Origin of the sequence: Streptomyces coryli (assembly GCF_011044975.1) — a bacterium.
GTDB lineage: Bacteria > Actinomycetota > Actinomycetes > Streptomycetales > Streptomycetaceae > Streptomyces > Streptomyces coryli.
Window position 1 is genome coordinate 1 of record NZ_JAAKZV010000039.1, and the last position, 23,109, is coordinate 23,109.

Below are 23,109 nucleotides of genomic sequence, written 5' to 3' on the forward strand. Positions count from 1 at the left end.
CGCCAATGTGTAAAAGAGACAGGTTGGGGCGTAGCGTACGTAGCGGAGTGCCGGTGGCATGTGTGTCGCGATCATCCCGTAATGTGGCTTTCGTCGCCTAGCTGCAACCACGGGGAAGGGACGCGATACGCGATGGAATCCACCGTCGTCCGCTGTGCCGAAGGGCATGTTTTTCGCACCAGCTCGCTGCCGATGCAGAGCGCCGCGAGGCTCGGGCCGTCGCGGCTGGTGAGATGTCCCAAGTGCGGGCGGTTGCGGCAGGCGGTTCCCGTGGCGCGGCCGGAGCGCTAGCTGCCGTATCCTCTTCGGCGTGCTGCTCTCTGACAAGGACATCCGTGCCGAGATCCACGCCGGGCGGGTGCGGATCGATCCGTATGACGACGCGATGGTTCAGCCGTCGAGCATCGACGTGCGGCTCGACCGGTATTTCCGGGTCTTCGAGAATCATCGGTATCCGCACATCGATCCCGCTGTCGAGCAGCCTGATCTGACGCGGCTGGTCGAGCCGGAGGGGGATGAGTGCTTCATCCTCCATCCCGGGGAGTTCGTGCTTGCGTCGACGTACGAGGTCGTGACGCTTGCCGATGATGTCGCGTCGCGGCTCGAAGGGAAGTCCAGCCTTGGGCGGCTTGGGCTGCTCACGCACTCCACCGCCGGGTTCATCGATCCCGGGTTCAGTGGGCATGTGACGCTTGAGCTGTCCAATGTCGCCACCCTGCCGATCAAGTTGTGGCCGGGGATGAAGATCGGGCAGTTGTGCATGTTCCGGCTCAGCTCGCCGGCCGAGCATCCGTACGGGTCGGCGAAGTACGGGTCGCGGTATCAGGGGCAGCGGGGGCCGACGCCGTCGCGGTCGTATATGAACTTTCACCGCACCAGCATCTGAGGCGCGGAGACTGACCAACGCCGAGGGGCGGCCACCCACGTGGGTGGCCGCCCCTCGGGCGTTTGCGGCTGTGGGGAGTTGCGGCTGCGCGGCTACACCGTCCCCAGCTTCATGATCGCCAGCATCGCGATCAGCTGGATCGAGGACGCGGCCAGCGCGCGCGGCCACGGCAGGTCGTGGGACTTGCTGACCATCGAGGTCAGCAGCGCGCCCGCGGCGATCCAGGTGGCCCAGCCGAGGGCCTGAGAGATCGTCGCCTGGCCGCCCGCGAACATCGCCACGATCAGCCGCGGCGCGTCCGTGATCGACATGATCAGCATGGACAGGCCTACGGTCGGCTCCCACGCCCCGTCGCCGCCGAGCTGGCGGGCCAGCGTGTGGGTGACGGCGCCCAGGACCAGGCCCGCGATCACGACGGCGATGCCGGTCGAGATCACCCACGGGACGGAGTTGGCGAGGGTGGAGTTGAGTACGTCCTCGCGGGCGGCGTCCAGGCCGAAGACGGCGAGCAGGCCGTAGAGGAAGGTGACGATGAGCGCGGGGCCCCACATCTTGTGGTCGCGCATCTGCCAGAAGGTGCGGTTCGGATGGAAGACGATGCCGCGCAGCAGCTCCTTCCAGTGCAGCTTCGGGCCTACGGGGGCGGGGGCGCTGCCGGCGCGGTACGTGTTCTCGCCGTACTGGCCGCCGTGTCCGCCGTGCCCGCCATCGTCGTAGCCGTAGCCGCCCTGGCCGTACGCGTCCGGGGCCTCGCCCACGCCATACGGGTGGGTGTGTCCGGCATTGTCCGGATAGTACGGATCCCGGCCCCGGCCGCCTCCGCCACCACCGCCGCCGAAGTACTCCGGCTCGCCGTGCGCCGGCGGCGGAAATCCGCCCTGACCGCCGTAGCCACCCGGAGCCGGACCCGGCCCCGGCCCATACCCGGGCGGAGGCGGGCCGCCGCGCTGGCCCTGCGCTCCGTACGGCTGCTGGCCGTACTGCTGCCCCTGCTGCTGTGCGCCGCGGGAGCGGTGTCCCCGGCCGATCCTGAATCCAGCCACCATTCGAACGTACCTGGTGTGCGGGACCCGCGTGACCGGCCGGGGACAACGGGACGGCCTTTGTGGCCGATCCGGTACAACCCGTAAGGGACGTTTCCTGCCCGTCCCCTACGGGATGCCTACGGGACGCAGCGCCCGTAGCTACGGGATGTACAGCCCCGTGCCCGCCTCATTCGCGAAGCTCTGCCCGAAGCGGGCGTCCTTCGCCGGGGTGCCGAGGTCCACCGGGTTGAAGGCGGTCGCCGGCAGCGACCACACCGCGCCGGTGGCGTTCTCCTGCGGGGCCGAGGCGGCGAGCTCCGCCTTGCCGTTGCCGTTGCCGTCGACGAGCTTCACCGCGCCGCCGAACCAGTCGTTCGTCTCCGCGACGCCCGGGACGCCCGCGGTGTCCTGGTGGGTGGCCGTGGCGCCGGTGCCCGTAAGGCCGCCGGAGCCGCCGCGCAGCTGCACGACCGCGCCCGCGCGGGCCTTGGTGCCGATGCCCTCGAAGGGGACGCCGACCGCGAGGTCGTCGTAGCCGTCGCCGTTCACATCGCCGGCGGAGAGCCGGGCGCCGAACTGGTCGCCCTTCTCGCTGGTGCCCGGGACGCCCGCGGTGTTCTGCGTGATCGTCTTCGTGCGGGTCGCGCCGGGGCCGTCCGCGCTGCCGTAGAGGATCTTGATCGTGCCGGGGTCGTACGGCAGGTCCTCGTTGATGCTGCCCGGGACGGTGCGGATCGCGAGGTCCCGCTTGCCGTCCTTGTCGAAGTCGCCGGTGGTGGCGGTGGCGGCAGAGGGGAGGGCGGTCGCGGCGGCCGTGGCGGAGAGGCCCTTGTCGGTGCCGCGCCAGAGGCGGCCGCCCTCGCTGTGGTTCTGGTACGCGTAGAAGGTCATGAGGTCGTCGATACCGTCGCCGGTGACGTCGCCCGCGGTGACCTGGTCGATATCGTTGTCAGTGGTGAACATGTCCACCTGCTGCTCGCTCGCCGGCTGACCGGAGCGGGTGAACGGGCCGTACAGGATCGCCCGCTCCTCCACGTTGTCGCTGTGCGTGGCGAACAGGTCGGTCTTGCCGTCGCCGTTGAAGTCGCCGGCGGTGAGCTTGTCGCCGTTCACGTCGCCCGACGTGCCGGCGGGACCGGAGAGGGTGGCGGCCTGCTCGCCGGTGAGGCCGCCCTTGCGGCCCCACAGGACGGTGACGCCGTCGCCGCTGTCGACCGCCGCGAGGTCGGTGATGCCGTCGGCGTCGAGGTCGCGGGCGGTGAGGCGGGTGCCGAACTGGTCGGAGTCCGCGGCGTCGCCGGGGACGCCCGCGGTGTTCTTGCTGATCACCGTCTTGGTGGCCGGGTTGAGGCCCTTGGCGGAGCCGTAGACGATGACGACGTATCCGGCCTTGGTCTTGCCGCCGAAGTTGGCGTGCGGGGCCGAGGTGGCGAGGTCGGCGTAGCCGTCCCCGTTGAAGTCCTCGCGCAGTTCGGTCGTGGGGGCGGCCTGCGACGTGGTGGCCAGCCCCGCGGCGAGCGCGCCGGCGATACAGGCGGCCGCGATTGCCGCGGTTTTCTTGCGCACGGGTGTCCTCCCTGGAAATTGCGTACTCAAGGTGAGACACGTGGTGCGGCCGGATGGTTGTGGGATGAAGGAAAAAGATCCCCGGGTGGCCTACGGGTGAAGCCGGTGAAGCCGGAGACGCGCGAGCCCACCGCCAGTGCAGCGGTGGGCTCGCGCCGGTCATCGGACCAGAGGATGCCTGCCTGCCTATCTGGATGCCCAGCCGAAGGCAGCGCCCGCGGCCGGAAGGCCTCCGGAGCCGGGCTTGTACAGGAAGTTGGCCGCTGCCGGAGGCTGGCATGTCACGCAGCCCGGAAACTCCTCATTTCCGGCGTTTCCGTAGAAGATCGCGGCCAGTGACCCGTAGCTACCGGGCCCGTCCGGCAGTCCGACATAGAGACGCATCGACGTCATCATCAGGTGATTGCCGATGTGCTGGTTCGCTCCCGCCGTGGCCGGCAGGCCCGACGTGCCGGCCTCGACCACCTTGTCGGCCGCGCCGGGGCGGCTCAGCAGTGGCAGGTAGCGGATGGAACCTGCATCCGTGACGGTCCCCACGTCTTCGCCCGGCATGCCGATGGCGAGCTTCAGGTTTCCGGTGTTGCTCACGGCGCCGGGATCGGTGTTCACCGCGGCGACCTTCTTACCGAACGCGTCGCCCCGCTCGTTGTCCCCGGCGACGTCCTCGGTGCTCTGGTCGATGTCGTAGAGCTGTGTGGCCTGACCCGCCGGATTGACCGTGAAGGTGGTCACGCGGCCCGCGTCCACGACCGTGCCGACGTCCTCACCCGGGGAGCCGGCGACGAGGACGGAATCCGTTCCGGTTGAAGCGGTGTCCGGACGGTACTGCACCATCGCGAGCGAGGCGCCGAAGTGGTCCCCTGGCTCCGCGCCGCCGGAGACGATGTCGCTGTCCTGATCGAATCCCCCGGCAGGGAGCGGCGCGCCGGTGCTGTTGTGCCGGAAGAGGGCGATGGTTCCCGCGCTGCTGTCGGTGGAGATGTCCTCGTAGGGCGTGCCGATCGCGAAGTGCTCAGGTGATGCGGCGACAGAGGTGCCGAAGTAGTCGTTCGCCTCGGGGTCGCCGGGAACGCCGGTGGTTCCCTGCGTAATGGCGACGCTGACAGAGCCGCGCAGGTAGAACACGCTGCCCGTATTGGCGAGGGAGCCCGCGTCTTCGCCCGGTACGCCGATGAGCAGGTAAGGGGAGCCGCTGATCGTGGTGCCGGCCGCGAGCGCATCCCCCATGCGGTCGCCGGACTTGTTCGAGGCCGCCAGGAGGGCGCCGGTGCCCTTGCCCTGTTCGAGGTTGAGGGCCGCCGCTCCGTCGGACAGCCCGCCGGACGATCCGTGGACGACGGTGACCATGCCCGCGTCGGTGGCGGTGCCCAGGTCCTCGCCGGGCACGCCGACGATGAGATCGCCGCACCCGTCGCGGTTGTAGTCGGTGTCGGCCAGCACCTCGCCGAAGCCGTCGCTGGTCTCGGGGTCGCCGGGGACGGTGGCGAGTGCCTGACTGAGCTCGAAGGTGCCCTTGCCGCCGCCGTAGACGATGCGGACCACCCCGGCGTTCGCGTGGCCGCCCACCGCCGCCTCGGGATCCGAGATGGCGATGTCCCGTACACCGTCGCAGTTGAAGTCGGCGATGTTCTTCTCCGCCTGGACGGTGCCGTTGAGCGCCTGGCCGAGGTCGATGCGAGGAGTGCTGCCACCTGTGTACGTGATGGATTTGCCGGAGTCCTTCAGCAGCGACTCGAGGTTGGCGATGCCCTGGTCCGGAAATGCCTGCTGGAGTACCGCGAGAGCTCCGGCCACATGGGGTGCGGCCATGGACGTGCCGTTCTTGGAGGCGTAGCCGCCGCCGGGAACGGAGGAGGTGATGCTGGTGCCAGGGGCGAAGAGGTCAAGCAGCGGTCCCCGGTTGGTGAAGGCGGACAGCTCGTCGTCGTCCGTGGTGGCGCCGACCGCTATGGCGGAGGAGACGCAGGCGGGTGAAGTCACCGCGTTGCCGTAGCCGTTGTTGCCGGCGGCGACCACGGTGGCGACACCGGTGGCGAGCAGGTTGTCGATCGCGGGCTTGTGCGGGGAATCGGCATCGCAGGAGGTGAAGTACTGCCCCGCCCCCAGGCTGAGGTTCGCGGCGATGACCGGTGTGCCGGACTGCCGCAGCTGCCATACCTTTTCCAGTCCCGCCAGTTGGGCGCTGGTGAAGCTGAGCACGCAGGGTGTGGCGCCGGCACCGCAGAAGTCTTCGGAGTCGAATTTGCTGAAGACCTGGATGGCGATGATGTCGGCGCCGGGGGCCACGCCGGCTGCCGGGGCTCCGCCGGCGTTCGCGCCGTCACCCGCGGCGACACCGGCGACATGGGTGCCGTGGTCGCACTCGGAGATGGCCGCGCAAGGACCCGTGTCCGTGTCGGCGCTCCCGGGGCCTTCCTGTGTCTCCGTGCCGTTGGGGCACAGGCTGGACGCCGAGTAATCGGGGTCGGCCGGAGAGAAACAGGCCTCGGCGACGACCCGGTCCTTGAGGAACGGGTGCTGGGTGGCGACGCCGGTGTCCAGGATGGCCACCGCGCTGCCCTTTCCTGTCTTGCCCGCTGCCCTGGCCTTGTCGCCGCCGACGAGGGGGACGCTCTGGTCGAGTGCGGGCCGTACGGGTATGTCCTCGGTGACGCTCACGACGCCGGGCTTGGCGGCCAGTTCGTCCAGGCCGCCGTCGTCGACCTTGAGCGTGACCACCGGCAGGGTGTCGAAGGACTGCAGCGTTTCACCGGCACTTGCCGCGCCGGCCAGGTCCGAGCGGTTCTCGGTGACCACGTTGACCCGGACCGTGCCGGCTTCGGCCGTCGCGTCGTACAGCTTCGGGCTGACCGGGCTGACCGGGCCGGCTGCCGCGGCGGTTGCCGCGGGGGTGCTGAGCGGCGCGGCGGCTTGAGCCGGCAGCGCGCTGAGGGCCAGCGTCGTCACCGCGGTGACGACGGCTGCCCATATGGGTCTGTTCAAGGGGGCTCCAGAAGATTGCGGACTGGGGATTGCGAGGGGCCGGACGGCGAAGCGCTCCGCCATCCGGCCCCGGCACACCTGGGACGTCAGCCTCGAAGAGGCCGCGTTCGCGGTCAGGTGGCGTTGGCGCCGTTCTTCGGGTTGCCCCGGGAGACACCCTTCCGGTAGATCCACGCGATGCCGCGGCAATAGCTCTTGAACCGGTAGGCCGAGCACGTACCGTCGCGGAGCACGGTGTAGAAGACGTCGTCGACGTTCGTCTTCTTGTAGCGGGAGAGGTAATACCGGTAGTTCTTGTAGGTGTTGCCGATCAGGCCGTATCCGTAGTCATGCATGTCGCATGCGGAACGGAAGTCGTAGCCCGAGGGCTTGTCGGGAGAGCTGGTGCAGTGGTCGTGGTTGATGCCGACCACCCACCACTTGCCGGGTGTCCTCTTCCAGTACGGCTTGTGCCAGCCGTAGTGCGCCGCCCACGCGGCGCAGCCTGACCGCCAGTAGTACAGCCAGTGCCTGGCCTTGTAGCAGTAACTCGGGTACGACTCCTGGCCGGAGACGTCATCACCGGTGAAGTCCGAGGCCGGCGGGCCGGCGACGTTCGGGTCGGTGATCCCGGACGCGCCCTGGAACTCCGACTCCGCGGCCGGGGGTGCGGGCCCGATGGGCTCGACGTTCGGGGCGGCCGAGCCCGCGGGGAAGGCCAGGTCCCATTCGCCGCTGCTCGGTGAAGTGACCTCGGATACGCGGTTGGTGGCGTCGTAGGCGTAGGCCGCGTCGGGCTCCGAGCTTTCCGAGGGGTTGGTCACCGTACGCAGCAGGCCCGCGGAGTCGTAGCCGTAGCGGGCCAGGGTCTGCGTCGTGCCGTCGGTGGTTACGGTGATCGACTTGGCCCGGCCGGCGACGTCGCCGAACGACGTTCCGGTGGCGGTCGTGGCGCTTGCGTAGCTGACCGTCAGCACCTGCTCCGGAGTCTCCCCGGCAGCGGGCTCCTTGACGGTCGCGACCCGGCCCTGGGCGTCGTAGCCGGCGGTGGTGGTGCCGTGGGCCTTGTTGCCCACCCCGGTGACCCGCCACTGGTCGCTGCCCGGGGCGGCCTGCTTCCAGGTCAAGGTGGGCTGGAGGTCCGTGGCGGGAAGCGGGTTGCCCGCGCCGTCGGTGAAGGCGTCGTCGCCCGGCTCCGTTGCCGCCAGGTCCGCGGCCAGCGTCTCGACGACGGTGGTGACCATGGCTCCGGCCGACGCGTCCCACTTGGTGGTCTCGGTGATCTTGGAGCCTTCGGCGCTCTGGTACTTGTTGACGCCGCCGCCGCCCGGGTAGGCGATGCTGCTGGTGAGGTTGTAGCGGAACGATTCGCTGGTGCCGAGGTCGGTGACCACGATCGCGCCCGACTGCTGCTGGAGCTTGCGGCTGAGCTGGCCGCCCAGGAACTCCGCCTCCCAGCCGGGGCCGAAGACGCCGAGGTCGGCCCGGGATGCGGGGGCGGACTCCGGTCTCGCGACGCCGTCGGACTGGACGACGATGCTGTGTCTTCGCCCCATGTCGGCGACGGGCACATCGCTCTCGGCGACCTCGAAGGTCTTGGTCGCGGTGAAGTACTGGCCCGGCCCTATCTGCTGGATCTCGCCCTCGGCCAGCGGTTGCTGGATTTCGTTCTCGGCCGCCTGTGGATCGGTGGGTGCTGCCGTCGCCGACTGCTGTGGAATCAGCAGTGCCGTGGAAACTGCGACAATGACGGATAATATAGCTTTGCGCACGAATTCCCCCCTCATAGATGTCGATTGATCGCAGCGGACCCTAAGGTGCCATTGATAACCCTGACAAGAGTTCGGATCAGGGGTAACAGGGGCCGCTTCCTTGCGGCAGCGAACGACGGGCAATGAAACGCCGATTGGGGCCATGGTCGGCCCATGCGTCATCGAGAGGTGGTTGGAAATGAAACGCTTCGGGGTGGCTCGTTCTCACCGGCAAAGCGGAGGGTTGGCCGCCGCGCTTGTGTGACGCAGGTCACATGGTTTCAAGATGTACAGCGGTTCAACTTCCGAGTGGTACGGAACCGGGGCCCGGCCCTGGGGGGAGGGCCGGACCCCGGGATCTGGGGTCGGCTCAGCCGGCGAAGTTGCCGCCGAACTGCGGGTAGCCGGTGGCGGAGACGCCCACCGACGAGGTGTAGACGGAGACCGCGCCGGTGTCGGAGATCTTGGTGCCGTCCGAGCGCAGGGCGTAGACCGCGCCGTTGCCGTTGTTCTCGCCGTAGGCGCCCACCGTCAGGTCGTCCTTGCCGTCGCCGTTGAGGTCGGCGATGTGCACGTCGGAGCCGAAGTAGTCGTACGCCTCGTTGCCGTTCGGCACGCCCGGGGTGTCCTGGCTGAAGAACTGGGCGCCCGTGCCCGTAATGCCGGAACCGTCCGCCGCGCCGTAGAGGACCGTCACCGCGCCGGTGTCGGTGACGCCGGCGAGGTTCTCCTCGGAGGCCGCGACGACGAGGTCGAGGTGGCCGTCGCCGTTGATGTCGCCGAGGTGCAGCTCGGAGCCGAAGGCGTCGCCCTTCTCGGAGGAGCCGGGGACGCCGGTGGTGTCCTGCGAATACGTGTCGGAGCCGCCGTTCGGGCCGGCCGCCGAGCCGTATGTGACGTTGACGTGGCCGCCGTCGGTGGAGCTGGGCGGTGCTGTCGCGACGTGGTCCCATTCCTGACCGGTGACGATGTCGCCGTAGCCGTCGCTGTTGAGGTCGCCGATGTCGGTGATGACGCCCGGCTTGAGCTTCACCTGGCCGGTGGTGGTGAGGCCGGAACCGGAGCCGGGGAGGTAGTAGTTGGCGTTGTAGCCCGCCTGGCTGTCGGTCTCGAAGCCGTCCACCACCAGGTCGGCCCTGCCGTCGCCGTTCACATCGCCGGAGTGCAGGTTGAAGGCGCCGCGCTGCTCGGTGCCGCCGCTGTAGATCGGCGGCCTGACCGTGTAGTGGCCGCCCGTGGTCCCGGACGTGGCGATGCCGCCCTTGAACACGTCCAGCGTGGCGCCGGACGCGCCCACGACGAGGTCGTCCTTGCCGTCGCCGTCGTAGTCCGCGGCGTCCATGCTCCGGCCGAACCAGTCGTGCCCTGAGGGGCGCGGGTCCGTCACGGTGGTGCCGCCGGCGAGGCCGTTCGCCGAGCCCCAGAGGATCTGGACGGTGCCGCCTTCCTTGTCGGTGCCGACGTCCTCGCCGGGGGCGCCGGCGGCCAGGTCGGTGAACCCGTCGCCGTTGAAGTCGGCGGCGGTGGTGTCGCTGCCCCAGAAGTCGCCCGCCTCGGCGGTGCCGGGCACGCCGGTCGAGTTCTGGCTCAGCACGGTGCGGCGGGCGGCGGAGACGCCGGCCTGCGAGCCGTCGTTCTTCGCCCCGTACAGGACGACGATCTGCCCGGCGTCCGCCTTGCCGCCCACGTAGGCGCCCGAGGCGGAGGTGGCGAGGTCGCGGACCCCGTCGCCGTTGAAGTCGGCCATCGGCCGGAGCTCTTCGGCGGCCGAGGCGGCCGGGCTCCCGGTGAGGGCGAGCAGCCCGCCGGTGACGGCGGCGGCCGCGGCGGTGGCCAGCGTTATACGGAAACGCTTGTGCATGCGGGATTCTCCTGGGCATGCGGGATGCGCGTCGGCGCGCATCACGTCCGATGGAAGCCGAACCCCGCCTTCACCCGGATGTCGCCCGGGCTTCGCGTGAGGTTGGCGAACAGGAGACCTCTGGTGGGGCGCATGGGTTGTACGGATACGGGGAAATATCTGCGTGAGTTGCCGGACAAGACGTGACCCCGGTCCGCTCCCTGGGGAGAGAGCGGGCCGGGGCCTTGATGCGTCCGGGGGTCAGCGGCCGAAGGAGGAGCCGAAGCGCAGGCCGGCCGGTGAAGTGAAGCCGACGTCCGACGGGTTGAAGGACGTGATGCCCGAGGTCGTCAGGCCGGTGGAGGCGCCGCGGATCACCCAGACCGCGCCGGCGTCCGCCGTGGTCTTGATGTCCTCGCCGGGGGCGCCGACGAAAAGGTCGGACTTGCCGCCGCCGTTGATGTCCTTCAGCTGCACCGCCCCGCCGAAGCGGTCGCCCGCCTCGCCGACGCCCGGCACGCCGGCCGAGTCCTGGTCCAGGGCCTTGGCGCCGGTGGTGGTGATGCCGGTCGCCGAGCCCTTGAGGAGCACGACCGCGCCCGCGTCCGCCACCGTGCCGACGTCCTCGCCGGGGACGCCCGCCACCACGTCCAGGTTGCCGTCGCCGGTGACGTCCGAGACCGACACCGCGCCGCCGAAAGCGTCGCCGGACTCGCCCGCGCCCGGGACGCCGGCCGTGTTCTGGTCGTAGGTCGTCTGCTTCCAGGCGTACTGGCCCGCGCCGGTCGACTGGTTCTCCCACACCGTCACCGAGCCGTGCCCGTTCGTGCCCGGCTGGCCGGTGACCACGTCGGCGTCGCCGTCCTTGTCGAGGTCCCCGGCCGCGACCGAGCGCGGCGGGCCCTGGTCGGACATGACGTCGTGCCAGTAGCCGATGTCGCCGGCGCCGCCGGGGACGTAGGCGAGGAAGTCGCCCTCGCGGTGCTGGCCGGAGAGGAAGAAGGCGCCGTAGGAGCCGCGTCCGTTCTGGATGCCCACGAGGTCGTCCAGCTGGGCGTCGTCGGGGATGAAGTCGGCCTCCTCGCCGCTGACCCAGTCGGTGCCGTCGCCCTTCAGCGCCCCGTCGGAGTACCACCAGAAGTGCCGCCCGCTGACCACCTCGAGCTGCCGCGACCCCTCGTCGCCGTCGAGGTCGACGAAGGCGACGCCCTGGCCGAAGTTGCGGTCGTCCTGCGTCGGCGAGTTGAGGACGATGCCACCGTGCTTGGTCAGGCCGTTCGGGCCGCCGTAGACGATGGTGACGGAGCCGTCGGGCTTGCCGTCCACCTTTTCGTACGGGGAGCCCACGATCAGGTCCGCGTAGCCGTCCTTGTTGGCGTCCCCGGTGGTGACGCTCTCGCCGAACTGATCGCCCGCCTCGGCCGCCCCCGGCACGCCGGGCGAGGCCTGGGTGACCTTGATGGAACGGGCCGGGGAGACGCCGCTCGCGGACCCGTATGTGACGACCACGGCGCCGGTGTCCCCGTTCGCATTGGGCACGCCGATAGCCATGTCCCGGTAGCCGTCGCCGTTCAGGTCGTCGCGCAGCTTGGACTGCGCGCCGATCGCGTTGCCGGGCACGGTGAGGCTCAGCCCGGCGGCGGCCAGCGTCGCCGCCGTGATGGCGGCGGCGAGAGTGCGGGTGCGCATGTGCATCGACTCCAGAGAACGGGGACAGGTGCGTACGGGTGTGACAGCTGTGGCGGCCAAAGGGTTGTGCGGAGGCTACGGGCGGGTGAACGGCTCGTCCGTAAAGGCGGTTTCGTCCCGGCCGCGGTCGGTGACCCACACGTGCGTGGGGTTCCCGTCGAACTCCACCCACCAGCGCAGCACGACCTCGGCCCGCCCGTCCCCGTCGTAGTCCCGGACCGCCGCGCCCCGGACCGGCTCGCGGCGTATGTGCGGCTTCAGCTTCTTGCCGTGCAGCCGGGCGGGCCCGGTCCTGACGACGGTCCGGGCCGCGTCCTCGCCGAGCCGGACCTGCTGGGTACGGGCCGAGCCGCCGAAGTACACCGTGGCGGTGCGGTGGACGCCGGCTTCCTCACTCTCGTAGCCCGGCTCGTTGTTGCGCGAGCCGTTGTCGCCGATGACGACGTCGCCGCTGCCGTCGCCGGTGGCGCGGGCCACCAGGTCGGTGGCCCGGTCGAGCGCGGGGTGCCGGAGCGGGTGAAGGGGCCGTATTCGATCCGGTACGGGGGCGTCTCGCCGATCTTGTCGTGGGGGAGGACGGCGAGCTCCGTACGGCCGTCGCCGTTGTAGTCGCCGGGGGTGGTGTAGGCCTGTGGCCACCGGGTGGGTTCGGCGCGGCGGCCGGGGCCCGCGGGGCCGCCCCAGACGACCTTGCCGTCGATCATGATGTCGGCGTAGCGGTCGCCGTCGAGGTCGGCGGTGGTGGCGGGCGACGCGGAGGTCTCGAGGGCTGCGGGGGTACCCGGCAGCGCCACCCAACGCGTCGCCGGGTCAATGCCGTTCGCGGACCCGTAGACGATCGCGAGATAGCCCTGGGCGCCCTGTCCCGACGGCACCGAGCCCACGTACACGAGGTCCGGGTGCCCGTCGCCGTTGACGTCGTCGGGGAGCGCGCTGCCCTTGCCGCGCGGCACGGGGGCGGTGGCGGTCGGGGTGGGCACGGCGCTCTGCCGGCCCGTGGCGCGGTCCCCGCCCTCACCGCCCTCACCGCCCGCGTCGCCGCAGGCGGTGAGGAGCAGGAGGGCGGCCGTGCCGCAGCCGATGGCCGCACGGTGGCGCATGTGATCAGCGGCCGAGGAAGACGCCCAGGCGGTAGTCCGCGGACTGCGCGGGCAGGCCGAGGGCGGTCGGGGTGAGGTTCTTCGACCCCGTGGCGGTGGTGCCCGACGCGCTGCCCGGCAGGGTGACGATGCGGCCGTCGCCGGAGTCCTCGCCGGTGACGCCGGCCGCGATGTCCGCCTTGCCGTCCTTGTTCAGGTCGCGCACCACCAGCCCGCCGGCGAAGTGGTCGCCCGCCTCGTCGGCGCCGGAGACGCCCGCGGTGCCCTGCGAGAAGGCCGCGGCGCCGCGCTGGGCGCCGTACAGCACCGTGGCCGAGCCGGCGTCCTCGAGCGTGCCGATGTCCTCGAACGGGGTGCCGGCGACGAGGTCGTCGTGGCCGTCACCGTTGAGGTCGCCGGCGGCCAGCGCGGAGCCGAAGGAGTCGCCGGCCTCGGACTCGCCGGCGCCGCTACCGGGGACCCCGGCCGACTCCTGGCTGATGTCCTGCGGCGCCCGGGTCCCGGCCGGGCCCTCGGCGCCGCCGAAGGCGATGCGCACGATGCCGCCGTTGCCGGGGGTGATCGGGTACGGCGGGTTCTCGGCCTCGCTGCTGTTCATGGCGTCGCCGAACGCCAGGTCGTCGACGCCGTCGTGGTCGAAGTCGCCGGCGGCGATGGACTCGCCCGTAAAGCCGCGGGACCACGCGTCGACCGGCTTCAGGCCGTCGGCGGTGCCGCGCAGGAACACCGTGCCGTAACCGTCGGAGCCGCCGTATGTCAGCGCCGCGTCGGGGCGGCCGTCGTCGTCGAAGTCGCCGGTGGCGAAGCTGGTGATGCGCGCGAAGTGCAGCAGGCCGTCGTCCGGGACGGGCTTGAGTTCGGACGGCGTGCTGCCGGGCGCGAACGGCCCGGTGGAGTACGAGAGGCTGCCGCCTTCCTCGCCCGGATTCCCGGCGAGGATGTCGGCCTTGCCGTCGCCGGTGACGTCGGTGATGGCGAGGGCGGAGCCGCCGTAGCCGACGATGCCACCGCCCGGGCCCTTGACGGACGTACCGCCGGAGAGGCCCTTCGCCGAGCCCCAGAGGATGGTGAGGCGGCCGGTCCCCGCGTCCTCGTTGGAGGCGGAGACGACGAGGTCTGCGTAGCCGTCGGCGTTGAGGTCGGCGCTGGTCGACCGGGTGCCGAAGCGGTCGTTGGCCTCGGAGGAGCCGGGGACGCCGGCGCTGGACTGGCTGATCCGGTAGGCGGCGCCCGCGTTGGCGCCGCTCGCCGAGCCGGGGGTGACGGAGACGTAGCCCGCGGCGGCGTAGCCGTTCGCGGTGCCGCTGGGCACGCCGGCGACGAGGTCGCGGTAGCCGTCGCCGTTGAAGTCGAACGGCTTGGCGGGCTCGGCGCCCTGGGCGGAGCCCGGCAGGACGGTGAGGCCGGCGGCCACGAGGGCGGCGCCGGTGACGGCCGCCGCCATGGTGCGTTTACGCATGAAATCTCCCGTATGAGCGGCAATGACGCAGTGTGTGATGGGCAGTTGGGGTCGGTCGTCAGCCGAGCAGGCGGCCGAAGTAGTAGGGGATGGTGTCCGCCGGCAGGCCGAGGCCCGCGGGCGTGAAGTTCTTGGAGCCGGTGGCGGTCAGTCCGTCGGCGGTGGCCGGAAGCAGCGCCGCCCGGCCGGTGTTGCCGTTCTCGCCGGGGACGCCGGCGGCGAGGTCCGCGCGGCCGTCGCCGATGTGGTCGCGCACCGCGAGGCCGTCACCGAAGCGGTCCTTGGCCTCGTTGTTGCCCGCGATCCCGGGGCTGCCCTGGTTGAAGGACTGCGCGCCGCCGTCGCCGTAGAGCAGGGTGACCGCGCCCGCGTCGGTGGCGGCGCCGATGTCCTCGCCCGGGGTGCCGATGGCGAGGTCGGCGCGGCCGTCGCCGTCGATGTCGCCCACGGCGAGCCGGTCGCCGAAGCCGTCCTGCCGCTCGGTGTCACCCGTGCCGGAGCCGGGCACGCCCGGGGTCTCCTGCGTGATGTCCTGCGGCGCCCGGGTCCCGGCCGGGCCCGCCTGGCTGCCGTAAACGACGCGCACGGTGCCGCCGTTGCCGGGCGTGACCGGGTACTCGTCCGGCTGCTCGGCCTCGGGAGTGCCGGCGGCCGCGTGGCCGTAGACGAGGTCGGCGTAGCCGTCCTTGTCGACGTCACCGGCGGCCAGCGAGCTGCCCCACGACCCGTCGTACCAGCCGCGGTCGACCACGAGTCCGGTCGCGGTGCCGCGCAGCAGCCGGCTGCCGGTGTCCTCGATGCCGGCGTAGGTGACGGCGAGGTCGGTGCGGCCGTCGCCGTTGAAGTCGCCGGCGGCGAAGTCGCGGAGGTGGGTGAAGTGCGGCATGTCGTCGTCGATGCGGGTCAGCCCGGCCGGGGTGGTGCCGCGGGTGAAGGGCCCCTTGGCATACGACAGCGAGCCCACCTCTTCGCCGTCGTTGCCGCTGACGATGTCGGCGGTGCCGTCGCCGGTGACGTCGGCGATCACCACGCCCACGCCGCCGTAGCCGTTGAAGCCGCCGCCGCTCGGGATCGTCGCGCCGCCGCTGAGGCCGGACTTGGCGCCCCAGAGGATGGTGAGCCGGCCCGCGTCGTCGTCCTCGCCGGCCGCGGAGACGACGAGATCGGCGTAACCGTCGGCGTTGAGGTCGGCGCTCTCGAAGGCGGCGCCGAAGCGGTCGTACTGCTCCGAGGAGCCGGGCACGCCCGTGCTGGACTGGCTGACCCGGTAGGCCTTCCCGGCGACCGGGCCGCTCGCGCTGCCCGGCACCACGCTGACGTAGCCGGCGTATGTCGCGCCGCCGACCGTGCCCCCGGATACCCCGGCGACGAGGTCGCGGTGGCCGTCCCCGTTGAAGTCGTACGCCTTGGCCGGCTCGGCCCCCTGGGCGGAGCCCGGCAGCGTCGAGAGGCCGGCGGCCGCGAGCGCGGCGCCGGCGAGAGCGGCGATCGTGCGTCTTCGCATGAGAGCTCCTGCGGGGGATCCGTATGAGGCCGTACGTGCCGGGAGCGGCGAGGAAAGTCTTGTGTGACGCGGGAGGCAAAACTCAGGCGTCGTGGACATGACTCACGAGTGACGTCTTTGGTTGTACGGGCCCCGCGGGCCCGCGCTCAGTGCTCCAGGACCGAGCCGAAACGGATCGCGCCGTGCGGCGGGGTCAGCCCGCCAGGTGGTAACCGAAGGACACAACGTCCCAGTTGTGACCGACATCGTCGCCGCTGATGGCGATCGAGCCGGAGCCGGACAGGCCCGAGCCGGTGCCCTGGAGCCGCCAGACGGCGCCGCCCCCTTCCGGATGCGACTCGCCCGGCGGGATCTCGCCGATCGCGCTCGCGGCCAGGTCGGCGTCGCCGTCCCGGTCGACATCCGAGAGCAGCACCCTGGAACCGAACTTGTCGCCCTTCTCGGCTGCTCCCGGCAGGCCCGAGCTGTCCTGGGTGAAATTCCGCGCGCTCGATGTGGTGACGCCGTTCGCGGAGCCGTGGAGCACGGTGAGGGCGCCGGCGTCGACGGTGGCGCCCAGGTTCTCCTTCGGGGTGCCGATGGTGAGATCGCCGTATCCGTCGCGGTTCACGTCCCCGATCGCCACCGCCGTACCGAAGGCGTCGCCCGCTTCCGCGGTGCCCGGGACGCCCGTGGTGGCCTGGCTGAACACCTGGCCGGTGCCGCTGAGTCCGGACGCGGCGCCGTAGCGGATGGTGACCCGTCCGCCGTTGGCGGCGGTGTTGTGCCGGTCGCCGAGGGCGATGTCCCCGTAGCCGTCCTTGTTCAGGTCACCGATGGCGGCACTGGAGCTGTCGGGGAGGGCCACCGGCGCGGCGAGTCCGTCCGTGCCGCCGGAGTAGAGCCAGGCGTGCGAGGAGCCCGCGGGGCCGTCCGTCTGGGCGATGAGGTCGGCCACCCCGTCGCCGCCTGCCTTGCCGGCGGTCAGATTGCGGAGGAAGTAGCCCTCGTCGGCCGGGAGCCGGCCGTTCCGGAACCCTCCGTTGCCGCCGTCGGCGGTGAAGGGTCCGCGGGCGATGACGATGGTGCCGGGGGCCTTGTTGATGGCCAGGTCGGTGCTGCCGTCGCCGTCGAAGTCGCCGGTGGCGAGGTAGGCACCGAGTACGGTCTCGTCGTGCTCGGCCGGGACGGGGACGGTCGTACCGGTGCGCAGTCCGGCTGAGCTGCCCCACACGATGGTGACGAGGCCCTGGCTGTTGTTGGGGCCGACGCCCTCGTAGGGAGCGCCGACGACGAGGTCCTCGTAACCGTCCTTGTTGAGGTCGGCGTTGACGAGCTCCTTGCCGAACTGGTCGCTGCCCTCCGGGAATCCGGGCATGGCGTCGCCGGCCTGGCTCACGGTCTGGTGCTTCGCCGGGTTCAGTCCGGAGGACGTGCCGTACACGACGGATACGAATCCGGCCTCGCTCGACCCCACCGTGCCCTCGGGCACGCCGATCGCGAGATCCCGGTAGCCGTCGCCGTTGAAGTCCCCGCGCACACCCGATCCGGCCGCGGCTGCGGTGTCGTTGAGCGTGGCGGGCAGGGTGAGGGCGGCGGCCACGAGGGCGGCCGCGCCGGCGGCTGCCGTGAGCGTGCGTCTGAGCATGGGGGTCTCCTTGTCCTGACGGTGGACGTGCGGAGAGCGGCAAAGACAAGACCGCCGACGGGGCGTAAGGGTTGTGCGGGGCCGTTGAGATGGCGGAAAACGCCGGCGGCCGCCTCCGCTGTGCTGCGGGGGCGGCCGTTCGGCGGGCGGGGCCGGGAGTTACTTCGCCGGCTCGGGCTCCGGCTCGTTCTCGTTTGCCGGGGTGCCGCCCTCGCCGGGGTCACCGCCGTCGCTCTCCACCGGGGTCTTCACCGAGTCGAGGAGCAGCTGCGCCACATCCACGACCTGCAGTTCTTCCTTCGCCTTGCCGTCGTTCTTCTTGCCGTTGACCGAGTCGGTCAGCATGACGAGGCAGAACGGGCACGCCGTGGACACGATGTCGGGGTTCAGCGACAGCGCCTCGTCCACCCGCTCGTGGTTGATGCGCTTGCCGATGCGCTCTTCCATCCACATCCGGGCGCCGCCCGCGCCGCAGCAGAAGCCGCGCTCCTTGTGGCGGTGCATCTCCTCGTTGCGGAGGCCGGGCACCTTCGCGATGATCTCGCGCGGCGGGGTGTAGATCTTGTTGTGCCGGCCCAGGTAGCAGGGGTCGTGGTACGTGATGAGCCCCTCCACCGGCGTTACGGGGATGAGCTTGCCCTCGTCCACCAGGTGCTGCAGCAGCTGGGTGTGGTGGATGACCTCGTAGTCGCCGCCGAGCTGCGGGTATTCATTGCCGAGGGTGTTGAGGCAGTGCGGGCAGGTCGCGACGATCTTCTTCGCGGACTTCGGCTTCTTCGTCGCCTCGTCCTCGTCGTCCTCCCCGAACGCGGCGTTCAGCGTCGCCACGTTCTCCATGCCGAGCTCCTGGAACAGCGGCTCATTGCCCAGCCGCCGCGCCGAGTCACCGGTGCACTTCTCGTCGCCGCCCATGATCGCGAACTTGACGCCCGCCATGTGCAGCAGCTCCGCGAAGGCCTTGGTGGTCTTCTTCGCCCGGTCCTCCAGCGCGCCCGCGCAGCCGACCCAGTACAGGTACTCGACCTCGGTCAGGTCCTCGATGTCCTTGCCGACGACCGGGACCTCGAAGTCGACCTCCTTGGTCCACTCAAGACGCTGCTTCTTGGCCAGACCCCAGGGGTTGCCCTTCTTCTCCAGGTTCTTGAGCATCGTGCCCGCCTCGCTCGGGAAGCTGGACTCGATCATCACCTGGTAGCGGCGCATGTCGACGATGTGGTCGACGTGCTCGATGTCCACCGGGCACTGCTCGACGCAGGCGCCGCAGGTGGTGCAGGACCACAGCACGTCCGGGTCGATGACGCCGTTCTCCTCGAGCGTCCCGATCAGCGGCCGCTCGGCCTCGGCCAGCGCGGCAGCCGGGACCTGGGCGAGCTGCTCCTCGGACGCCTTCTCCTCGCCCTCCATCGTCTTGCCGCCGCCGGCCAGCAGATACGGGGCCTTCGCCGCGGCGTGCTCGCGCAGCGACATGATCAGCAGCTTCGGCGACAGCGGCTTGCCGGTGTTCCAGGCCGGGCACTGCGACTGGCAGCGGCCGCACTCCGTACAGGTGGAGAAGTCCAGCAGACCCTTCCAGGAGAACTGCTCGACCTGGCTGACGCCGAAGGTGTCGTCCTCGCCCGGGTCCTCGAAGTCGATGGTCTTGCCGCCGGACGTCATCGGCTGCAGCGCGCCCAGCGCCACCGCGCCGTCGGCGTTCCGCTTGAACCAGATGTTCGGGAAGGCCAGGAAGCGGTGCCAGGCGACGCCCATCGTGGTGTTGAGGCCGATCACGGTCGCCCAGATGAAGGAGACCGAGATCTTGATCATCGCGACCAGGTAGACCACGTTCTGCAGGGTGCCGACACTCAGCCCCTTGAAGGCGGCCACCAGCGGATACGAGATGAAGTACGCCGGGTCGTAGCCCTCGACGTGGTGCATCGCGCCCTCGAGGCCGCGCAGCACCATGATGCAGAGGCCGATGGTGAGGATGACCGCCTCGACGAAGTACGCCTGCCAGGTCACCGACCCGGCGAAGCGCGACTTGCGCCCGGCCTTCGACGGCTTGCTCAGCTGCCGGATGGCGATCAGCACGGCGATGCCGACGACCGTCATCAGGCCGATGAACTCCACGTACATCTCGTACGGGAGGAAGGTGCCGAGGATCGGCAGCACCCAGTCGGCCTGGAAGAGCTGGCCCATGGCGTTGACGATGGTCAGCACCAGGGTGAGGAAGCCGACGGCGACGAACCAGTGCGCGACACCGACGATGCCCCAGCGGTTCATCCGCGTATGGCCGAGGAACTCCTTGGCCAGGGTCACGGTGCGCGCGACCGGATCGTCGGTTCTGGTGCCGGCGGGGACCGGCTGGCCGAGGCGGACGAAGCGGTAGATCTGCGCCGCGGCGCGACCGATGAGCGCTACGCCGACGGCAGTGATCACCAGCGATACGACGATGGCGGCGAGCTGCATGAGGGGCTCCTCGGGTCTGGCTTTGGAGCGGCTTCCGTACGTACTACTAAGCGGTAACTTAATGCTTCTCGGCAAGAGGTTACCCGGGTTTCCGCGCGACTCGGTAGCGACCCGACCGGTGATCTGCGTCGCCCGCCGGGCCCCACCCCGGCGCCCGTGTCCACCGGTCGGTGGACCCCCGGGTTCCACCGGTCGAGCCTGTCGGCGCCCCCGCCCCGACGGCCAGGCTTTTCTCCATGACCACTACAAGCAGCGGAATCCAGGACGTCGTGCGCTTCGACGCCGTGCGCAAGGTCTACGGCAGCGCCGCCCGTACCGCCGTCACCGCCTTGGACGACGTGACCGTGGGCCTGCGCCAGGGCAGCTTCACCGCCGTGATGGGCCCCTCAGGGTCCGGCAAGAGCACCTTCCTGCAGTGCGCGGCGGGCCTCGACACCCCGACCTCCGGCTCCGTGCGGCTCGACGGGGTGGAGCTGTCGACCCTGCGCGAGCGCGCGCTGACCCGGCTGCGCCGGGAGCGGATCGGCTTCATCTTCCAGGCGTTCAATCTGATGCCGTCGCTGAGCGTCGTCGACAACATCAAGCTCCCGCTGCGCCTCGCGGGCCGCCGCCCCGACCGGGCCGTGGTGGACGAGATGATCGAACGGGTCGGCCTGGCCGACCGCCGCCGCAACCGCCCCGGCGAGCTGTCCGGCGGCCAGCAGCAGCGCGTCGCCATCGCCCGCGCCCTGGTCACCCGCCCGGTGGTGCTCTTTGCCGACGAGCCGACCGGCGCCCTCGACTCCCGTACCGCCCGCGAGGTGCTGACGCTGCTGCGGGAAGCGGTGCGGCTGCAGGGCCAGACGATCGTGATGGTCACCCACGACCCGGTGGCCGCGGCGCACGCGGACCGGGTGCTGTTCCTCTCCGACGGCCGTATCGCCGGCGCGCTGGACCGCCCGAGCGCCGAGCGGATCGCCGAGTCCTTCACCCGTCTCGACACGATCGCCGCCGGGGGTGGCGTCCGATGATCCGCCTCGCACTGAGCACGCTGCGCTTCCACAAGGGCGGCTTCCTCGCCTCGTTCCTCGCCGTGTTCCTGGGCGCCGCGATCGTCATGGGCGCCGGCGGCCTGCTGGAGACCGGCATCCACGCCGCGGTGCAGCCGGAGCGGCACACGGCCCCGATCGTGGTCACCGGTGACCAGCGCTATCACGGCACGGCTAGCGACGAGGTCTTCCCGGAGCGGGTCCGCCTGGACGGCGGGCTCGCCGATGAGCTGGCGGCGCAGCCCGGGGTGGCTCGGGCGGTGCCGGACGGGACCGCTGGCCGGGTCGACGCGATCGGCGTGCACCCCGAGCCGGGCGCCGACCCGGGCACGGTCGAGAAGGCCGTGGAGCGGCTGGTCGACGGCCGCCAGGTCGCCGTCCTGACCGGCGACGAGCGCGGCCGCGCGGAGCACCCCGACGTGGTCGGCGACGCCGACGACCTGGTGGCGCTGGCCGCCGCGTTCGGCGGGCTCTCGGCCATGGTGACCGTCTTCGTCGTCGCCGCCACCCTGGGCCTTTCGGTACGGCACCGGCACCGCGAGCTCGCCCTGTTGCGGGCCACCGGCGCCACCCCCGGCCAGCTGCGCCGGCTGGTGCTGGGCGAGACGACGCTGCTGGCGGCGGCCGCCATCGCGCTGGCCTGGCCGGTGGGCGGGCGGGCAGGCCGGTGGCTGCTCGACGCCTTCGCCGGCTTCGGCGTGGTCCCGGACGCGCTGGCCTACCGGGCCGGCACCGTCCCGCTGATCACCGGCGCGGCCGCCGCCCTGCTGACCGCCGTGGCGGCCGCCTTCATCGCCGCCGCCACGGCCGTACGGACCAAGCCCGTCGAGGCACTGGCGGAGGCGGCCACCGAGCGCCGCCGCTTCAGCCGGTTCCGTATCGGCCTGGGCATCGCCTTCCTCGCCGGGGGCGTCGCGCTCGCCATCGGTACCGCGGGCGCGGACGGCCCGGACGCCGCCGGGGTGGCGACCCCGGCCGCCATGGTGTGGACGGCCGGATTCGCGCTGCTCGGGCCGCTGCTCGCCAAGGGCATCACGCGCCTGCTCGGCCCGGTGCTGCGGGCGGTGGGCGGCAACGCGGGACGGCTCGCCGAGGCGGAGGCCCGGGCGCGTACGGCCCGGCTGGCCGGTGCGGTGCTGCCGGTCATGCTGGCCACCGGGCTGGCGCTGTCGCTGACGTACATGCAGACCACGCAGGCGGACGCCGCCGACGCGGCGTACGACAAGTCGCTGCGGGCGGACCTGGTGGTCAGCGCCGACGGCAAGGGCGGCCTGCCGCAGGGGCTGGTGGACGACGCCGCGGCTCTGCCCGGCGTCGCGGCGGCCTCGGCCCGGGTGGACAGCCAGGGCTTCATCGAGCCCGCGGAGCTGGCCGGCCGCGTGGTGAAGGAGGACGCGGGCGAGAGCGCCCCGGACGCTCCCGCCATGGCGCTGCTCGGGGTCACGGCGGCGGGAGTGGAGCGGACGACCGCCTTCCGGGCCGCCACCGGCGACCTCGGGAAGCTGCGCGGCGATACGGTCGCCCTCCCCACCCGCTACGCCGCGGGCTACGACCTCGGCGACACCGTCCCCATGCGGCTGGGCGACGGCACCCGGGCCGGCCTGCGGCTGGTGGCCACGGTGGACGCGGAGCGCGGTTACGAGACCGCGCTGCTGCCCGCCGCGCTGCTCGCTGCCCACACGGACGCGGGCGTCGTACCGCAGCTGCTGGTGACGGCCGAGCCGGGGGCGGACCGGGCGGAGCTCGCCGCGTCGCTGGCCGACCGGCACCCGGGCCTCAAGGTCACCGACCGGGAGGCGCTGCTCCTCGCCCGCGCGGACCAGGACGACACCCAGGCCGGCATGGCCTACCTCGTCCTGGCGGTGGTCGTCGGTTACGCCGCCATCGCCCTGGTGAACTCGCAGATTCTGGCGGCGCTGGCACGGCGGCGTGAGTTCTCGGTGCTGCGGCTGATCGGCGCCGGACGGCGCCAGGTGCTCGGGATGACCGTGGCGGAGGGCGCCCTCGTGGCCACGGCGGGGCTGCTGCTGGGCACGCTGGTGGCGGCTGCCACGTTGGTTCCCTTGAGCGTGAGTGTGCAGGGGGCGCTGCTGCCCAGCGGTCCGTGGTGGATCGCCGCTGCGGTGATCGCGACGGCCCAGGCCCTCGTCATCGGGACGGCCTCCCTCTCGACGCTCTCCATCCTGCGCCGACCTGCGAAAACGCAGCAAACCTGAGCCAGATCC

14 protein-coding genes and 1 pseudogene are annotated in these 23,109 nt (G+C 71.4%); 3 read left to right on the forward strand and 12 right to left on the reverse strand.

Features of this window, described 5'->3' with window-relative positions; translation table 11 throughout:
* The first annotated feature begins 310 nt into the window (after nucleotides 1–310).
* The gene (gene dcd, locus G5C51_RS12005) at nucleotides 311–886 is read left to right on the forward strand and encodes a dCTP deaminase (RefSeq protein ID WP_165236288.1); all 576 of its coding nucleotides are present in this window, start codon (nucleotides 311–313) and stop codon (nucleotides 884–886) included.
* A gap of 92 nt (nucleotides 887–978) precedes the next feature.
* On the opposite strand, the gene G5C51_RS12010 is transcribed toward dcd, so the two are convergent.
* The 12 genes and pseudogenes from G5C51_RS12010 to G5C51_RS12065 form a co-directional block, all read right to left on the reverse strand.
* A complete protein-coding gene (locus G5C51_RS12010) occupies nucleotides 979–1,932 on the reverse strand; it encodes a Yip1 family protein (protein WP_165236289.1) in 954 nt (317 codons plus the stop codon).
* 138 nt (nucleotides 1,933–2,070) lie between these two features.
* Entirely contained in the window at nucleotides 2,071–3,477 is a 1,407-nt protein-coding gene (locus tag G5C51_RS12015; protein WP_165236290.1) for an FG-GAP-like repeat-containing protein, read from the reverse strand.
* A 186-nt stretch (nucleotides 3,478–3,663) separates the two neighbouring features.
* The gene (locus tag G5C51_RS42515) at nucleotides 3,664–6,459 is read right to left on the reverse strand and encodes a S8 family peptidase (protein ID WP_240929580.1); all 2,796 of its coding nucleotides are present in this window, start codon (nucleotides 6,457–6,459) and stop codon (nucleotides 3,664–3,666) included.
* 113 nt (nucleotides 6,460–6,572) lie between these two features.
* Nucleotides 6,573–8,210, reverse strand: coding sequence for a phospholipase A2 (locus G5C51_RS12025; protein WP_338118105.1), 1,638 nt, complete (start codon nucleotides 8,208–8,210; stop codon nucleotides 6,573–6,575).
* A gap of 349 nt (nucleotides 8,211–8,559) precedes the next feature.
* A complete protein-coding gene (locus G5C51_RS12030) occupies nucleotides 8,560–10,050 on the reverse strand; it encodes an FG-GAP and VCBS repeat-containing protein (protein ID WP_165236293.1) in 1,491 nt (496 codons plus the stop codon).
* Nucleotides 10,051–10,290: 240 nt separating this feature from the next.
* Nucleotides 10,291–11,718 (reverse strand): FG-GAP-like repeat-containing protein, encoded by a 1,428-nt coding sequence (locus G5C51_RS12035; protein WP_165236295.1) that lies wholly within the window; start codon nucleotides 11,716–11,718, stop codon nucleotides 10,291–10,293.
* A 75-nt stretch (nucleotides 11,719–11,793) separates the two neighbouring features.
* Nucleotides 11,794–12,195, reverse strand: coding sequence for a hypothetical protein (locus G5C51_RS12040; protein ID WP_240929581.1), 402 nt, complete (start codon nucleotides 12,193–12,195; stop codon nucleotides 11,794–11,796).
* Nucleotides 12,196–12,431: 236 nt separating this feature from the next.
* Nucleotides 12,432–12,818: pseudogene (locus G5C51_RS44265) on the reverse strand (FG-GAP repeat domain-containing protein); the annotation flags it as partial.
* 4 nt (nucleotides 12,819–12,822) lie between these two features.
* Nucleotides 12,823–14,277, reverse strand: coding sequence for an FG-GAP and VCBS repeat-containing protein (locus tag G5C51_RS12050; protein WP_165236301.1), 1,455 nt, complete (start codon nucleotides 14,275–14,277; stop codon nucleotides 12,823–12,825).
* 58 nt (nucleotides 14,278–14,335) lie between these two features.
* Complete coding sequence (locus G5C51_RS12055) at nucleotides 14,336–15,781, reverse strand: FG-GAP and VCBS repeat-containing protein (protein ID WP_165236303.1); 1,446 nt, start codon at nucleotides 15,779–15,781, stop codon at nucleotides 14,336–14,338.
* Between the two features lie 193 nt (nucleotides 15,782–15,974).
* Nucleotides 15,975–17,408 carry an FG-GAP-like repeat-containing protein gene (locus tag G5C51_RS12060; protein ID WP_165236305.1) on the reverse strand — a complete coding sequence of 478 codons (1,434 nt, stop codon included), beginning with the start codon at nucleotides 17,406–17,408 and terminating at the stop codon, nucleotides 15,975–15,977.
* 159 nt (nucleotides 17,409–17,567) lie between these two features.
* Nucleotides 17,568–19,856, reverse strand: a complete 2,289-nt coding sequence (locus tag G5C51_RS12065; RefSeq protein ID WP_165236307.1) for a (Fe-S)-binding protein — start codon at nucleotides 19,854–19,856, stop codon at nucleotides 17,568–17,570.
* Nucleotides 19,857–20,092: 236 nt separating this feature from the next.
* Between G5C51_RS12065 and G5C51_RS12070 the strand changes: the two genes are divergently transcribed.
* Both G5C51_RS12070 and G5C51_RS12075 read left to right on the forward strand, forming a co-directional pair.
* Nucleotides 20,093–20,866 carry an ABC transporter ATP-binding protein gene (locus tag G5C51_RS12070; RefSeq protein ID WP_165236309.1) on the forward strand — a complete coding sequence of 258 codons (774 nt, stop codon included), beginning with the start codon at nucleotides 20,093–20,095 and terminating at the stop codon, nucleotides 20,864–20,866.
* Nucleotides 20,863–23,100 carry an FtsX-like permease family protein gene (locus G5C51_RS12075; protein WP_165236311.1) on the forward strand — a complete coding sequence of 746 codons (2,238 nt, stop codon included), beginning with the start codon at nucleotides 20,863–20,865 and terminating at the stop codon, nucleotides 23,098–23,100. Before G5C51_RS12070 ends, G5C51_RS12075 begins: the two co-directional genes overlap by 4 nt.
* Nucleotides 23,101–23,109 lie beyond the last annotated feature (9 nt).

Bases quoted from the DNA above. Each gene is read 5' to 3' on its own strand.
- G5C51_RS12010 (WP_165236289.1), bottom strand. From the start codon at position 1,932: ATGGTGGCTGGATTCAGGATCGGCCGGGGACACCGCTCCCGCGGCGCA.
- G5C51_RS12030 (WP_165236293.1), bottom strand. From the start codon at position 10,050: ATGCACAAGCGTTTCCGTATAACGCTGGCCACCGCCGCGGCCGCCGCC.
- G5C51_RS12035 (WP_165236295.1), bottom strand. From the start codon at position 11,718: ATGCGCACCCGCACTCTCGCCGCCGCCATCACGGCGGCGACGCTGGCC.
- G5C51_RS12050 (WP_165236301.1), bottom strand. From the start codon at position 14,277: ATGCGTAAACGCACCATGGCGGCGGCCGTCACCGGCGCCGCCCTCGTG.
- G5C51_RS12055 (WP_165236303.1), bottom strand. From the start codon at position 15,781: ATGCGAAGACGCACGATCGCCGCTCTCGCCGGCGCCGCGCTCGCGGCC.
- G5C51_RS12060 (WP_165236305.1), bottom strand. From the start codon at position 17,408: ATGCTCAGACGCACGCTCACGGCAGCCGCCGGCGCGGCCGCCCTCGTG.
- G5C51_RS12065 (WP_165236307.1), bottom strand. From the start codon at position 19,856: ATGCAGCTCGCCGCCATCGTCGTATCGCTGGTGATCACTGCCGTCGGC.
- G5C51_RS12070 (WP_165236309.1), top strand. From the start codon at position 20,093: ATGACCACTACAAGCAGCGGAATCCAGGACGTCGTGCGCTTCGACGCC.
- G5C51_RS12075 (WP_165236311.1), top strand. From the start codon at position 20,863: ATGATCCGCCTCGCACTGAGCACGCTGCGCTTCCACAAGGGCGGCTTC.